This is a genomic window from Ilumatobacteraceae bacterium (genome assembly GCA_033344875.1).
Classification (GTDB): domain Bacteria; phylum Actinomycetota; class Acidimicrobiia; order Acidimicrobiales; family Ilumatobacteraceae; genus Ilumatobacter.
This window is the reverse complement of sequence record JAWPMO010000001.1, coordinates 1,557,134-1,571,787: the sequence shown is the minus strand read 5'-3', so window position 1 is coordinate 1,571,787 and position 14,654 is coordinate 1,557,134. Positions and strand designations below refer to the sequence as shown.

General features: G+C 68.6%; 16 protein-coding genes and 1 tRNA gene. 11 read left to right on the top strand and 6 right to left on the bottom strand.

Features of this window, described 5'->3' with window-relative positions; all coding sequences use genetic code 11:
• Positions 1-60: 60 nt before the first annotated feature.
• Both R8G01_07460 and R8G01_07455 read right to left on the bottom strand, forming a co-directional pair.
• On the bottom strand, positions 61-453 hold the full coding sequence (locus R8G01_07460; protein ID MDW3213814.1) for a RidA family protein: 393 nt from the start codon (positions 451-453) through the stop codon (positions 61-63).
• 28 nt (positions 454-481) lie between these two features.
• A complete protein-coding gene (locus R8G01_07455) occupies positions 482-1,564 on the bottom strand; it encodes a D-alanine--D-alanine ligase family protein (GenBank protein MDW3213813.1) in 1,083 nt (360 codons plus the stop codon).
• Between the two features lie 24 nt (positions 1,565-1,588).
• Here R8G01_07455 and murF point away from each other — a divergent pair, with 24 nt between their 5' ends.
• Entirely contained in the window at positions 1,589-2,896 is a 1,308-nt protein-coding gene (murF, locus tag R8G01_07450; GenBank protein ID MDW3213812.1) for a UDP-N-acetylmuramoyl-tripeptide--D-alanyl-D-alanine ligase, read from the top strand.
• A 25-nt stretch (positions 2,897-2,921) separates the two neighbouring features.
• A complete protein-coding gene (locus R8G01_07445; GenBank protein MDW3213811.1) occupies positions 2,922-3,896 on the top strand; it encodes a methanogen output domain 1-containing protein in 975 nt (324 codons plus the stop codon).
• A gap of 20 nt (positions 3,897-3,916) precedes the next feature.
• Here the strand turns inward: R8G01_07445 and R8G01_07440 are convergent, their stop codons facing one another.
• Complete coding sequence (locus R8G01_07440; GenBank protein MDW3213810.1) at positions 3,917-5,233, bottom strand: MFS transporter; 1,317 nt, start codon at positions 5,231-5,233, stop codon at positions 3,917-3,919.
• Between the two features lie 78 nt (positions 5,234-5,311).
• Here R8G01_07440 and R8G01_07435 point away from each other — a divergent pair, with 78 nt between their 5' ends.
• A complete protein-coding gene (locus R8G01_07435) occupies positions 5,312-5,491 on the top strand; it encodes a hypothetical protein (protein MDW3213809.1) in 180 nt (59 codons plus the stop codon).
• A 12-nt stretch (positions 5,492-5,503) separates the two neighbouring features.
• Positions 5,504-6,157: a VOC family protein gene (locus R8G01_07430; protein MDW3213808.1), complete on the top strand. Its 654-nt coding sequence runs from the start codon at positions 5,504-5,506 to the stop codon at positions 6,155-6,157.
• A gap of 145 nt (positions 6,158-6,302) precedes the next feature.
• Here the strand turns inward: R8G01_07430 and R8G01_07425 are convergent, their stop codons facing one another.
• Positions 6,303-7,346 (bottom strand): LLM class F420-dependent oxidoreductase, encoded by a 1,044-nt coding sequence (locus R8G01_07425; GenBank protein ID MDW3213807.1) that lies wholly within the window; start codon positions 7,344-7,346, stop codon positions 6,303-6,305.
• Positions 7,347-7,372: 26 nt separating this feature from the next.
• Here R8G01_07425 and arfB point away from each other — a divergent pair, with 26 nt between their 5' ends.
• Positions 7,373-7,786, top strand: a complete 414-nt coding sequence (gene arfB, locus R8G01_07420; protein ID MDW3213806.1) for an alternative ribosome rescue aminoacyl-tRNA hydrolase ArfB — start codon at positions 7,373-7,375, stop codon at positions 7,784-7,786.
• 28 nt (positions 7,787-7,814) lie between these two features.
• Here arfB and R8G01_07415 read toward each other — a convergent pair whose 3' ends face one another.
• Both R8G01_07415 and ald read right to left on the bottom strand, forming a co-directional pair.
• Positions 7,815-9,047 (bottom strand): cytochrome P450, encoded by a 1,233-nt coding sequence (locus tag R8G01_07415; GenBank protein MDW3213805.1) that lies wholly within the window; start codon positions 9,045-9,047, stop codon positions 7,815-7,817.
• A 147-nt stretch (positions 9,048-9,194) separates the two neighbouring features.
• Entirely contained in the window at positions 9,195-10,325 is a 1,131-nt protein-coding gene (gene ald, locus R8G01_07410; protein MDW3213804.1) for an alanine dehydrogenase, read from the bottom strand.
• A 61-nt stretch (positions 10,326-10,386) separates the two neighbouring features.
• Between ald and R8G01_07405 the strand changes: the two genes are divergently transcribed.
• The 6 genes from R8G01_07405 to R8G01_07380 all read left to right on the top strand — a co-directional run bounded on the left by R8G01_07405 (position 10,387) and on the right by R8G01_07380 (position 14,630).
• A complete protein-coding gene (locus R8G01_07405; GenBank protein ID MDW3213803.1) occupies positions 10,387-10,833 on the top strand; it encodes an Lrp/AsnC family transcriptional regulator in 447 nt (148 codons plus the stop codon).
• Positions 10,834-10,885: 52 nt separating this feature from the next.
• The gene (locus tag R8G01_07400) at positions 10,886-12,313 is read left to right on the top strand and encodes a gamma-aminobutyraldehyde dehydrogenase (protein ID MDW3213802.1); all 1,428 of its coding nucleotides are present in this window, start codon (positions 10,886-10,888) and stop codon (positions 12,311-12,313) included.
• A 1-nt stretch (position 12,314) separates the two neighbouring features.
• Positions 12,315-13,238: a D-isomer specific 2-hydroxyacid dehydrogenase family protein gene (locus R8G01_07395; protein MDW3213801.1), complete on the top strand. Its 924-nt coding sequence runs from the start codon at positions 12,315-12,317 to the stop codon at positions 13,236-13,238.
• 225 nt (positions 13,239-13,463) lie between these two features.
• Complete coding sequence (locus tag R8G01_07390) at positions 13,464-14,066, top strand: DnaJ domain-containing protein (GenBank protein MDW3213800.1); 603 nt, start codon at positions 13,464-13,466, stop codon at positions 14,064-14,066.
• Entirely contained in the window at positions 14,066-14,512 is a 447-nt protein-coding gene (locus R8G01_07385) for a hypothetical protein (protein MDW3213799.1), read from the top strand. The genes R8G01_07390 and R8G01_07385 overlap by 1 nt, the downstream gene beginning before the upstream one ends.
• A gap of 44 nt (positions 14,513-14,556) precedes the next feature.
• Positions 14,557-14,630: transfer RNA gene (locus R8G01_07380), tRNA-Val, on the top strand.
• Positions 14,631-14,654 lie beyond the last annotated feature (24 nt).

The window sequence follows — 14,654 nt, the reverse complement described above, 5'->3', positions numbered from 1 at the left end:
TCGACGAGTCACGTTCGGCGATTTCGTCTGCGACCGGGCCGCGGCGGCGGACGGGGCCGGTCAGACCGTGCCGGGCTTCAGCGCCGTGACCTCGATCTCGATCTTGATGCGCGGGTCGGCGAGGCCGGCGACGGTCATCGTCGCGGCCGGCTTCGCTCGGAGGAAGAAGCGGCGGAGTGCCGGCCAGCACGGCTCGAAGTCGTCGGCGTCGGGCAGGATGTAGGTGACGCGGACGACGTCGTCGGGTGACGAACCGGCGCGTTCGAGTGCGTCGGCGATGTTGGCGAGCGTCTGGTCGGCCTGCTCCACGATGTCGTCGGAGATCGTCATCGTCGAGTAGTCGAACCCGGTGGTGCCGGCCACGAACACCCAGCGACCGTCGACCACGGCTCGTGAGTACCCGATCTGTTCCTCGAGCGGGCTGCCGTGGCTGATGTGTCGTCGTTCGCTCATCCGCCGATCGTAGGTCGGCGGGCTGCGGTCAGTGCTTGGTGTTCCGACGGCGCCGCTGGTGGCGTTCGATCGCGAGTTCGACCAGGCGGTCGATGATCTCGGGATACGTCATGCCGCTCGCGATCAGCATCTTCGGGAACATCGAGATCGGGGTGAACCCCGGCATCGTGTTGACCTCGTTGCACAGGAACCCTCGAGCGTCGCCGGATTCCTCGAGGAAGAAGTCGCACCGAGCGAGGCCGTCGCAGCGCAGTGCGCGGTAGACGTCCAACGCCATGGCGGTGATCTCCGCGGTCTGGTCGGCGGTGATCGGCGCCGGGATGATGCCGGTGCTCGCGTCGTTCACGTACTTGTCGTCGTAGCTGTAGAACTCGTCGCCCGGGACGATCTCTCCGGGCACCGACACGAACGGATCCTGGTTGCCGATCACGGCGATCTCGATCTCGCGCCCGACGATCGCCTCCTCGACGACGATCCACTCGTCGTAGGTCAGTGCGAGGTCGATCGCATCGCGGAGCGATTCGACGGTGGTCGCCTTGCTGACGCCGACCGAGGACCCCATGTTGGCGGGCTTGACGAAGCAGGGCAGGCCGAGTTCGGCGGCGAGTTCGGCGGGGAGCGATGGGGTGATCTGGTGTTCGGCGAAGGATCGGAAACGCGCCTGGGCGATGCCGGCTGCGGTCAGCACCTGCTTGGCCATCGCCTTGTCCATGGCGACAGCCGAACCGAGCACGCCCGCGCCGACGTAGGCGACGTTGGCCAACTCGAGCAGGCCCTGCACGGTGCCGTCCTCACCCATGGGGCCGTGCAGCAGCGGCAGGACGACTGTCCGCTCGACACTCTCGGCCGCCTCGCCGAGCAGGGTCGTGGGCGAGAGGCGCTCGCCGGTCGGGTCGAGCTTGGCCGGCAGTGCATGCGGGCCGGCGGCCAGTGCGGCCGCTGCCTCGGTGGCGATCGCCCACTCGCCGTCGGTCGAGATCCCGATCGGTGTGACCCGGTACTTGGCCGGGTCGGCCGCCGCCAGCACGTGGGCCGCCGTGGTGCGACTCACGTCGTGTTCGGCCGATTGCCCACCGAACAGGACGACCAGGTTGATGCGCTCACCGCTCACCCCACGACGGTACCGTTCCCCGGCATGAGGTTGCTGTCATCCCAGGTGGCCGAAGCGACCGGTGGTCGTCTCGTCGGCCCCGACGTCGAGATCGATGGCGCCTCGTTCGACTCACGCTCGATCGAACCGGGTCAGCTCTTCGTGCCGATCGTCGCGGAGCGCGACGGCCACGAGTTCGTCCAGGGTGCGCTCGACGCAGGGGCGGGCGCCTACCTCACCGCCGGCGAGCCGATCGGGGGTACCGCGATCCGGGTCGACGACACCGCGGCCGCGCTGATGTCGCTGGCGGCCTGGGCGCGGCGACGTTGGGACATTCCCGTCGTCGGCGTGACCGGCAGCGTCGGCAAGACCACCACGAAAGACTTCACACTGGCGGCCCTCGGAGCCACCCGCCAGGTCACCGCCAACGTCAGGAGCTTCAACAACGAGCAGGGGTTGCCGGTGACGATCCTCGGAGCGCCCGACGGCACGGAGGCGCTCGTGGTGGAGATGGGCATGCGTGGCTTCGGTGAGATCACCCGCCTGTGTGACGTCGCCCTGCCGACGATCGGGGTCGTCACCGCCGTCGCTGCGTCGCACACCGAGCGGGTCGGCGGCATCGACGGGGTGGCACGGGCCAAGCGCGAACTGGTCGAGGCGCTGCCGCCTGGCGGCACCGCCGTGTTGAACGCCGACGATCCGCGGGTGGCGGCGATGTGGTCGAGCAGTCGGGGGAGCGTCGTCACGTTCGGCGTCGCCGGCGAGGTCCGCATCTCCGGTCTGGAACTCGACGAACTCGCTCGCCCACGGTTCCGAATCGGCACCCCGTGGGGGTCGGCCGAGGTGGAGCTCGCTGCGAGCGGGGCGCACATGGCATCGAACGCGGCCGCGGCGATCGCCGTCGCCGGTGTGATCGACGGCCGGATCGAACCGGCCGTCGACGCACTGCGCACCGCGTCGGTGTCCGGCATGCGTATGCAGGTCGAGCGGACGGCGACCGGAGCGATCGTGATCAACGACGCGTACAACGCGAACCCCGACTCGATGCGCGCCGCGCTCACCGCCGTCAGCCGGATGACGGCCACGCGTCGCATCGCCGTGCTCGGAGCGATGGGTGAGCTCGACGATCCGGTCGCCGGCCACCGGCGGGTCGCCGATGACGCCGCGGCGCTGGGCATCGAGATCGTGCCGGTCGGCACCGACCTCTACGGCGTCGAGGGCGTCGACGGTCCCGACGCCGTGGGCGAGGCCCTCGGATCGATCGGACACGGCGACGTCGTGCTCGTCAAGGCCAGCCGCGCTGCGCGCCTCGAACGGGCGGTCGAAGGTTTGCTCGCCGACCCCGCTGGTTAAGGTTCGCGTCGACAACGGAGGACTCGTGGACTGGTACATGCCGAACGACCCGGCGCACGTGCGATCGTTCCGACAAGCGCTCGGGAAACATCTCGAACGGCACGCAGCTGTCGATGCCGACGTGGGCGGAGCCCTCATCGTCGCGTCCGAGCTGCTGACCAACGCGATCCAGAACAGCGACGGTCCGATCTGGGTGTCGCTCGACTGGGGACGGTCGCACCCGGTGCTGACCGTTCACGATCTGGGCGAGGGGTTCGAACTCGACGAGCTCCCGACGCCCGACCCGACCTCGGTACGCGGGCGCGGCCTCATGATCTCCGGCGCGCTGGCCTCGCAGCTGACGGTCACGGCCAAGCAGGGGCGGGGCTCGGTGGTGGTCGCCGAACTCCCCGTCGACCGCGCCGCGACGCTCGACATCGACCTGCCGCCCTCACCGCTGGCGTCGCTTCCCGCCGCCGACGAGGTGGGCCCGAACGGGACGTTCGGGCGCGAATCGTTCCTCCGGGCCCTGGTGGTGCAACTGGCACAGACGGCCGAGTTGGCAACCGGACCCGACGCGGCCGAGACGTTGGTCGCCCAGGTCGGGACCGATGTCGGTGGCCGGATGGAAGACGCGTTCCGCGAGGCGCGCCAGATCGAGGGAGATCTCGCGAATTCGGAGATGGCGGAGCTGTTCGTCGAACTGAAGGCGGCGATCGGCGGTGAGTTCTCGGTGGTCGAGGCCGACGCCGATCGCATCGTGCTCGCCAACACGCGGTGTCCCTTCGGCGAGGCGGTGACGCGGGCCCCTTCGCTCTGCCGGATGACGTCGAGCGTGTTCGGCGGGATCGCCCGACGCAACCGCGGCGCTGCCGCGGTCGACCTCGAGCAACGGATCGCGGTGGGTGATCCCGAATGCCGCGTCACGGTCTGGCTGACGCCACCCGGTGACGACCGCGAGGCGTTCGTCCACACGTACGGCGAGTTCGAGACCCCGGTCGACGTGGTCGGCCGCCGCTGACGACGAGCTCGAAGTGTCGGTCAGAACAACCGGTTGGCGTTGACGGGCCGGAACGGCTCGCCGCCGACCTCTTCGGGGAGGAAGTCGTCCTCGTCGAGTCGCTTCAGGTCGCTCCACCACGCGAGGGCGAGCGCACTGAGGGCTCCGATCGCGAGCACCCAGCGAGCGCCGATGATGTCCATGAGCGGCCCGAACGCCACGTTGCCGACGGGCACCGTCCCGCCGAACGCCATGAACCACAGGGGCATGGTGACGCTGCGTTCCTCGTCGGCCAGGTTGCGCTGCAACACGCTCGCGAGCGCGGTCGCAGTCATGAAGTAGACGAACCCGAGCGCTCCGGCGACCGGTAACGCGAGGACCCAGTTGTCGAGCATCGCGAACGTTCCCAGAGCGCCGGCGAACAGCAGCATGCCGAGCGGGATCAGGCGCCGGGTGTCGCGCCGGGCGAACAACGTGCCGACGGCCAGGGCACCGAGGAACGCGCCGAGGCCCCACACGATGTAGAGCAACTTGTACGAGCCGCCCTCCGGGTCGAGACCGAGGTTGAGCCGGGCGACCGACGGGAACAGACCGACGTACGGGAGACAGAACAGCGAGAACAGGAACATCGTGGTCAGCGTGCGGAGGAGGACGCCGCGCTGCCGGACGATGCGAATGCCGCTGCCGAGCTTGCGCCAGCCGCGATCGTGGAGCGCGCCGGCCGGCATCGGGAGCCGGACGAACAGCACGAGCGGCACGATGAGGAACACGTAGGTGGCCGCATTCACGATGAACAGCTGCGACAGCGAGAAGCCGACGGCGGCGAGGAGCGCGGCCAACGCAGGGCCGGCGATGCGGGTCCCGTTGATCATCGCCGAGTTCAGGCTGATCGCACCCGACAGGTCGCGACGATCGACGAGCATCGGGATGCTGGCGCTGAACGCCGGGGCGTTGAGGGTGTTGGCGACCCCGATCGTGAGCTGCGCCCCGAAGATCGTCCAGAGTGGCGCGTCGCCGGACACGAGCAGCGCGAGCACGATCGACATCGCCATCATCACCGCTTGCATCGAGATGACGAGCCGGGTCCGGTCGAACCGGTCGGCGAGGATCCCCGACGGGATCGAGAGCAGCAGGAGGGGGCCGAGCTGGGCGAAGATGAGGAGCCCGACGAGTGTGGCTGAGCCGGTCCGGCCGTCGACGTACGCCGGCAGCGTGAAGTTCTGCATCCAGGTGCCGATGCTCGACAGCGACATGCCGATGAACAGCACCCGGAAGTCTCGGTACGACAGGGCCGCCCGAGCGGTGCCGGGCGTGTGGTGATGTCGGAGCGGTGTCGCAGTGGCGGGAGGCGTCGTCATCGGTCTTGACCCGCCGGTCAAGATATCCGCGAAGGGTCCGCGCGTCGCAGGTGGGCCGCGCGCGATCGTGGTGGTCTCATGTCACAGCAGCACCAGACCACGATCGGCACCGGCATGACGGCGAGCGACACCACGGGGAGTTGTCGATCGACGCTCGGCACCTACCCCGAGTGTCCGCTGTGCGGTGGGGGACTGTTCCCCGAACACGCTCACTTCAAGTGTTCGGGTTGCGGGTGGCGCGACAGCTGCTGCGACTGATCAACTGGCGTCATGGACTACACCGACGTCTCGTCCGATGAATTCGCCGGATTGCCCGGTCTCGGCGACTGGCGGTTCGCGCTCGGCGCGATCCATGCCGCGTTCACGACCGGCTCGTACCCCGCGGCAGCCGAGTTCGTCGGGGCGGTCACCGACGCTGCCGAGCGCCTCGTGCACCATCCCGACATCGACATCCGGTATCCCGGCACCGTTCACGTCACGATCACGACGCATGCGGTCGGTGGGTTGACGACGCTCGACGTCGACCTCGCCCGCGAGATCTCACGGCTCGCGGCGTCGGCCGGCGTCACGACCGGCGGACCGTCGATCCAGATGACCGAGCTGTGCATCGACACGCTCGACGAGACGGCGATCCGGCCGTTCTGGGCGGCGGTCCTCGACTACGACGTGGCGGCCGACGGCTCGTTGGTCGACCCACGGCGCCGAGGCTGGCCGGTCTGGTTCCAGCAGATGGACGAGCCGCGCACAGACCGCAATCGGATCCATCTCGACGTCTCCGTGCCGCACGACCTGGCCGAGGAGCGCATCGCCGCAGCGATCGCCGCCGGTGGCCGGATGGTCAGTGACGAGCGCGCGAAGGCGTTCTGGATCCTGGCCGACGCCGACGGCAACGAGGCCTGCATCTGCACCTGGCAAGACCGCTGATCGCGACTTGTGCCAGGAGGTCGAGCGGATAGGTGAGGCTCTGCCGAACCTGGCCGCTCGACACCCCAATGGATACGGGGAGGAATCAGCGGAATGAAAAGGAGCGGAGCGACCTATCCGCTGATCCTCCAGGCACAACTCGCGATCAGCCGTTGACGAGGTCGGCGAGCATCTCGAGTTGATCGGCGCGCCCGTTGAGCAGCACGGTGGTGAGGCACGTTTCGCGCCACTTCGCCAGGTCGTCGCGGATCTTGTCGGGTGGTCCGACCAGTGCGACGTCCTCGACCATCTCGAGCGGGATCGCGGCCGCGGCCTCCTGCTTCTTGCCCTGCAGGTAGAGCTCCTGCACCTGGTTCGCGACGTGCTCCCACCCCATGCGTGCGAACACGTCGAAGTGGAAGTTGGCGCCTTTCGCGCCCATGCCGCCGGCGTACAGGGCGAGCATCGGCCGCATCAGGTCGGCGCACTGCTCGGCGTCGTCGCCGGGGATGATCGTGAGCATCGACGCCACCTCGAACCGCTCGGCCTTGTCGGCTTCGCCGCTCGCGTCGAACCCGATCCGGAGTCGTTCGCGGTACCAGGCGTCTTCCTTGGGCGAGAAGAACAGCGGCAGCCACCCGTCGGCGATCTCGGCCGACAGCGACACGTTCTTGGGTCCCTCGGCCGCGAGGTAGATCGGGATCTCGTTGCGGAGCGGATGCACGGTCGACTTGAGCGGCTTGCCGAGGCCGGCGCCGTCGTCGCCGGTGTAGGGCAGGTCGTAGTGCTTGCCGTGGAACTCGACGGTGCCCTCACGTCGCACGATCTCACGAACGATCTGCACGTACTCGCGGGTCCGTTCGAGCGGCCGCGGATACGGCTCGCCGTACCAGCCCTCGACGACCTGCGGGCCGGAAGCGCCGAGGCCGAGGATGAACCGGCCGCCCGAGAGGTGGTCGATCGTGATCGCCGACATGGCGGTCGCAGCAGGGGTGCGGGCCGACATCTGCACGATCGACGTGCCGAGTTTGATGTTCTGCGTCTGGGCGCCCCACCACGCGAGCGGCGTCAGGCAATCGCTGCCGTACGCCTCTGCGGTCCAGAACGAATCGAAGCCGAGACGGTCGGCCTCCTGGATCGCTTCGAGCGCTCCGGTGGGTGGGCCCGACGACCAGTAGCCGGTGGAAAGCCCGAGTTTGAGGTCTGCCATGAGGCCCAGCGTGGCATCCTGGCCCGATGAGCGACGATTTGGTCGTCACCGGTTCGGTGCGGATTCCACGGCACGAGATCGAGATGTCGTTCAGCGCGTCCGGCGGCCCGGGTGGCCAACACGCCAACAAGGCCGCCACACGCGTCGAGCTGCGACTCGACCTGACGACGTCGACGGCCTTCAGTCGGGCGCAGCGAGCACGGGTCGTCGAGCGTCTCGGTGACGAGATCCGCGTGGTCGCGGACGACGAGCGGAGTCAGCTCCGGAACCGGGCCCTCGCCGAGGAACGCCTCGTCGCCCGGCTGCAATCGGCGCTGCACGTACAGCGCAGTCGCCGGTCCACCAGGCCGACCCGGGGCTCGAAGGAGCGCCGTCTCAAGGCGAAGAAGGGACGCAGCGAGGTCAAGCGGCAGCGCCGGCGCCCGTCGCGCGACGACTGACCGGTCGACCCGGATCAGGCGACCCGGATCAGGCGGTCGGCGTGAATCGAACGGGAAGGTGTTCCGGACCGAAGATGCCGACCGATGACGGCTTCCAGGTGATGTCGCCGGCCAGTTCGAGGTCGGGCATGCGCTGCGCCATGATCGTCAGCGCCTCCTGCTGCTCGGCACGCGCCAGTGCGGCTCCGAGGCAGTAGTGGATACCGGAACCGAACGTGAGTTGTGGTCTGCTCGGCGGGTCACGCGTGATGTCGAAGTCGGCCGGATCGTCGAACACGGCCGGGTCGCGGTTGGCCTGGGCGAGCGACAACCCGATGAAGGTCCCCGCCGGGAACACGACGTCGCGGTACTCGATGTCCTCGCTCGCGAAACGGGCGGTGCCGCGCACGGTGCCGAAGTAGCGCATGGTCTCCTCGACGGCGCGCGGTGCGAGCTCCGGGTGTTCGGCCAACAGGCGCCACTGGTCGGGGTGGGCGGCGAACAGTGAGAGCGAGCATCCGAGTTGGTTCCGGGTGGTGTCGGTCCCGGCCATCAACACCGCCTCGCACATCATCACCAGTTCGTCGTGCGAGAGACGGTCGCCGTCGGACTCGGCGGCGATCATCGCCGAGATCAGGTCGTCGGACGGTGTGGAGCGGCGACGTTCGATCAGTTCGCCGATGTACTCGTCGAGTTCGTCCTGGGCCTTGATGATCGCCGGCTTGTCCTCGGCGAGGTTCCCGTTGAAGATCCGGAAGATGTCGGTCGCCCAGTCGGAGAACAGTTGGAGGTCCTCCTGTGGTGCACCGAACAGTTCGCAGATGATCGGGATCGGGTAGGGCTCGCAGAACTCGGTGGCGATGTCGACCTCGCCGCGGGCGGCGAACGGGTCGATGAGGTCGTCGACCACCGCTCGCATGAACGGTCGCAGCGCGTCGGCGTGCCGAGGCGAGAAGGCCGGGCCCGCCACACGGCGGAGCCGTGTGTGCTCGTCACCCTCCGCCGCCAGGATCGAAGGCCGCTGCCGCGAGCGTTCGAGCCACTCCGGGTCGTCGACCCCGGACATCTCGATGATCTTCCCGGACGCGCTGTGCCACCGCTTGTCGCGCAGCATCGCCACGACGTCGTCGTATCGGAGGATCGAGTAGCCGAAGAGATTCCGGCCGATCCAGTGTTCCGCCGCTGCCGCGGCGCTCGCCTCGCGGCGCTGGTCGATCGTCAGATCCGGATCGTCGAGCCCGTCGAGCTCGGGCAGGTCGAGGTCGGACACGTTCGTCGCCATACGCCACAGTAGGCACGGGTGCGAACGGAGGGCCACCGTGAGTCGTCCGAGAACGGGGGTGGCGGGTCAGGATCGTGCCCGGATTCGGTGGGCGTGGTGTCTCCTCGTCGGGGCCGACCGCCGGGTTCGGCAGGTAGGACGCTCGTGTCAGGCGAGGGCGTCGAGCGGCTCGACCGTGTCGACACCGAGGAACTCGGCCACCGGGGCGTTGGTGACGTGACCGGCGTGCGTGTTGAGGCCGTGGGCGAGCGCGGCGTCGCGACGGGCGGCACCACCGGCGCCGTGGACGGCGACCTCGGTGATGTAGGGGAGCGTCGCATTGGTCAGGGCGTACGTCGACGTGTGCGGCACGGCTCCGGGCATGTTGCCGACGGCGTAGTGGACGACACCGTGCATCTCGTAGGTCGGGTCGTCGTGCGTGGTCTCGCGCACGGTCTCGATGCACCCACCCTGGTCGACGGCGACGTCGACGATGACGGCGCGGGGCTTCATCGCCTTGACCATCTCCTCGTCGACGACGATCGGGGCGCGACCACCGGCCACGAGCACGGCGCCGATGACGAGGTCGGCTTCGAGCACCGACCGCTCGACCGCGCCGCGGTTCGAGGCGAGGGTCATGATGCGGCCGCGGTGGATCTGGTCGACGTACCGGAGTCGGTCGAGGTTCTTGTCGATCAGGACGACCTCGGCTTCCATGCCGGCGGCGATCCACGCAGCGTTCCACCCGACGTTGCCGGCGCCGAGCACGACGACCTTGGCCGGGCGCACGCCGGGAGCGCCGCCCATCAGGACGCCGCGGCCGCCGTTGTGGCGTTCGAGGCAGTGCGCACCCATCTGGGGGGCGAGGCGACCTGCGACCTCGCTCATGGGGGCGAGCAGCGGCAGCGCGCCGTCGGCGGTCTCGACCGTCTCGTACGCGATCCCGGTGGTGCCGTGGTCGATCAGTGCCTGGGCGACCGCCGGGTAGGCGGCGAGGTGCAGGTACGTGAACAGCGTCAGGTCGGGCCGCAGGAAGCCGAACTCCTCCTCCTTCGGCTCCTTGACCTTGATCACCATCTGCTGCGACCAGGCGTCGGCGGCCGTCGGCACGATGTCGGCGCCGGCCGCGACGTAGTCGGCGTCGGAGATCGAGGCACCCTCACCGGCGCCGGTCTCGACGAACACGTCGATGCCGCGTCGTTCGAGTTCGCGGACGCCGTCGGGTGTCATCGCCACACGGTGTTCGGCGGTCTTGACTTCCTTCGGGACGCCGACGGTCGTGATCACGGGTGCGCTCATCCGAACAGTCTCGCGCCGGGCGTGCACACGGTGTGGGGGACATTCGTGGAAGAATCGGTTCATGGCCCTTGATTCGAGTGCGCTCGACGACGTCGACCGTCGAATCCTCGGTGAGCTGCGGCGCGACGCACGAATCAGTTGGCGTGAACTCGGCGAGGCGGTGCACCTCTCACCGACCTCGGCCGCCGACCGGGTGCGTCGCATGGAGCGAGACGGCGTCATCGAGGGCTACACCGTGCGCATCGCCGAGGCGGCACTCGGCCGAACCGTCCGCGCGGTGATCGACGTGGGCCTCGGGGCGGGCATCGAGGTCGAGGAGTTCGAGCGGCGGTTGGCCGAGCGTGACGAGGTGTCGTTCGCCGCGTACGTGACCGGAACCGCCGACTACTCGATCGTCGTCGCGTGCCCCGGTGCCGACGGGCTCGACGCGTTCGTCCGGTGGCTGAGGGCCGAGGCCGGCGTGAGTCGGACCGAGACGAAGATGCTCCTCCGGATCGTCGCCGACTGAACGGTCGCGTGCGCGCCACCGCGCGGTCGGAGAATCTGCTACACCTTGCGACATGAAGGCCTTCAGGAACTTTGTCAACGGTGAGTGGGTCGATGCCGCCGACGGCTCGACCACCGACATCATCGATCCGACCACCGGTGAGGCGTACGCCACCGCGGCGCTCTCCGGTGATGCGGACATCGATGCCGCGATGTCCGCAGCCGCCACGGCGTTCGAGTCGTGGAAGAACACCACGCCGGCCGAGCGCTCGCTCGCGATGCTCAAACTCGCGGACGCGATGGAAGCGCGCGGCGACGAGATCATGCACCTCGAGTGCGAGAACACCGGCAAGCCGTACGAGGTCCACCGCGACGAGGAGATGGGGCCGGCCGTCGACAACGTGCGGTTCTTCGCGGGGGCTGCGCGTCATCTCGAAGGCAAGGCGGCGGGAGAGTACATGGCCGGCATGACGTCGTTCGTGCGACGCGAGCCGATTGGCGTCTGCGCCCAGGTCGCTCCCTGGAACTACCCGATGATGATGGCGGTGTGGAAGTTCGCGCCGGCGATCGCGGCCGGCAACACCGTCGTGCTCAAGCCGAGCGACACCACTCCGGCCACGACGGGCCTGATGGCCGAGATCGCCGCCGAGTTCCTGCCGCCGGGTGTGTTCAACGTGGTCAACGGCGATCGCGACACCGGTCGCAAGATGGTCGATCACGACACGCCGGCGATGGTGTCGGTCACCGGATCCGTCCGAGCGGGGATGCAGGTCGCCGAGGCGGCGTCGAAGACCCTCAAGAAGGTGCACCTCGAACTGGGCGGCAAGGCGCCCGTCGTCGTGTTCGACGACGCCGACATCGCACGGGCAGCCGAGGACATCGCCGTCGCCGGGTACTTCAACGCCGGCCAGGACTGCACGGCCGCGACGCGCGTGCTGGTCAGCTCGAAGATCGCCGGCGACTTCGTCGCCGCGCTCACCGAGCAGGCCAAGGGCACCGGTGTCGGCGGGCCGGATGCCACCGACGTCCTGTTCGGCCCGGTCAACAACGCCAACCAACTCGCGCACGTCAGTGGGTTCATCGACCGGGTCCCGTCGCATGCCTCCGTCACCGCCGGCGGCAACCGCATCGGCGATCGTGGCTACTTCTTCGAGCCCACCGTCGTGTCCGGCCTGCGTCAGGGCGACGAGATGAGCTTCAAGGAGATCTTCGGCCCGGTGATCACCGTCCAGGAGTTCGACGAGGAGTCCGAGGCGATCGAGTGGGCCAACTCGGTCGAGTACGGACTGTCGTCGAGCGTGTGGACCCGTGACGTCGCCCGGGCGATGCGCATGTCCAAGGCGCTCGACTTCGGCTGTGTGTGGGTCAACACGCACATCCCGTTCGTCTCGGAGATGCCGCACGGCGGCTTCAAGAAGTCGGGCTACGGCAAGGACCTGTCCGCCTATTCCCTCGAGGACTACACACGCCTCAAGCACGTGATGATCAATCTCGAGTACTGACGTGTCGACCCCTCACTCCCCGAAGGTCGCCGTCGGACCGGACCCGGCGCCGCCGTGGCTGGGCGAGGCCGTCGTCGACGGTGGCGGGATGATCGTCGAACCGGCCGACGCCGACGCGATCGTCTGGGCGAACGTGTCGTCGGTCGACGAGTTGTCGAGCGTCGTGGCCGACGCCCCGAGCGCCACCTGGATCCAGCTGCCGTTCGCCGGCGTCGAACAGTTCTCGGGGCTGTTCGACCAGGATCACATCTGGACGTGCGGCAAGGGTGTGTACGCCGACCCCGTCGCCGAGATGGCGCTGTCGCTCGGGCTCGCCGGGCTGCGCAACATCCCCACCTACGCGGCGGCGACCTCGTGGTCGGGTCAGAGCGGTCGCACGCTCTTCCGCTCACGGGTCACCATCGTCGGCGGTGGTGGCATCGCCGAGTCGTTGATCCGACTCCTGCAACCGTTCGACTGCCACATCACCGTGGTGCGGGCCAACGTCGAACACATGGACGGCGTCGACGACGTCGTCGACGCCGACCATCTCGCCGACGCGCTGCCGGGCGCCGACCTCGTGGTGCTCGCCCTGGCGTTGACCCCCGAGACCGTCGGCATCATCGGTGCCGACGAGTTGTCGTTGATGGAACCGCACGCCTGGATCGTCAACGTCGCCCGTGGGCGACACATCGTGACGGACGACCTCGTCGACGCGTTGCGGGCTGGCACCATCGGCGGAGCCGGTCTCGAGGTCACCGACCCCGAACCACTTCCCGACGGTCATCCGCTGTGGACGCTGGACAATTGCATCATCACGCCGCACACCTCGACGACCCGCGAGATGGCGATTCCGCTGCTCGCCGAGCGGGTTCGTGAGAACGTGCAGCGCTTCGCCAACGGCCTGCCACTGCTCGGCCTCGTCGACGTGCGAGCGGGATACTGAGAAAATAATCCGGCGTCTGGCGTCACAACGGATGGTAAGTCTGCCTACCATGTGCCGCAGCGACCACGGTGTGGGCAGCGGTTGTGGTCCCGTCTGCCTGCGGGAACCCGTGCGACGCTACGTGGTCGGAGGACGCGCTAACTGGCGGTGTCCTCCGACCACGGCTGATTTTCCGGTCGGTTTCCCGGCGTCGGTCGACGACGGGATGCTCGGCCGTACGCTGACCTGATCGCCACCCACTACGAGACCCTCGGCGTCGATCCGTCCGCACCGCCCGATCGGATCCGTGCGGCCTACCGCGAACGGGCGCGCCGGCATCATCCCGATCGGGACCGCTCCGCGACCGACGACGTGATGGCATCGGTCAACGAGGCGTATCGCGTGCTGGGTGACCCGGTGCGCCGTTTCGAGTACGACCGGACGCTGCACCGGAACGGCAGCGCGGTCGGCCCCGGCCCCGACCGATTCGACGGCGACGACGACTTCGTCGTCCCGACGCCGCCGGTGACGCCGTCCCGGTTGATGCCCGCTGGTCCGGCCAGGATCCCGTGGAAGCCGATGGCGGTGATGGCGGTCGTCGGTTCGGCCGTGATCCTGTTCGCCGCGTCGTTCAACGATTCGCCCTCGACCGAGGTGCCCGACGGGATCCTTCGGGTCGGTTCGTGCGTGGTCGTCGAGCAGAACGTCGACGTGCGCGAAGTGAGCTGCACCGGCGACGACGACCTGGTCGTCGACCTCGTCATTCCGATCGACGCCACCTGTCCGGTCGGACTCGGTACGTTCCGTGACCGTTTGGGACTCGGAACCGTCTGCATCGAGGTCGACTGATGCGCGGTTGGGTCGTGGGGCTGATCGGCGCTGCGCTGGTCGTCGTCGCCGTCGGTGTGGCGATCGTGGTCGCGGCGACGGCGTCGAACGAGCGGACGGCGATCGTCGACCTGGACGTCGGCGACTGCTTCGACCTGCCCGACGACGCGTCCGGCGCGGACCAACTGGAAACGGTCGAGGTCGTCGATTGCAGCTCACCGCACCTCGCCGAGGTCGTCTCCGACGGCGCGCTCAACACCGACGACGCGCCGTACCCCGACGACGACGAGCTGTTCGACCTGGTCGAACGGAACTGCCGGGCAGCGGGCGTGGTCGAGTCGGATGCGTTCGGGCTCCTCCCGATCGCCCCGTCGGTCGAGCTGTGGGAGTTGTTCGAGGGCAGGTACGTCTGTGTCGCGATCCCGTTCGGTGGCGAGCCGGTCACCGGGTCGATCGTCGCCGGTTGACCGAGCGAAGTTCGCGGCTCGCTGATATCCTGCGGTCCCCGCAAGGGCGATTAGCTCAGATGGCTAGAGCACTGCCTTCACACGGCAGGGGTCGTTGGTTCGAGTCCAATATCGCCCACGTGGAACGAGTCCCCGGTGAGCA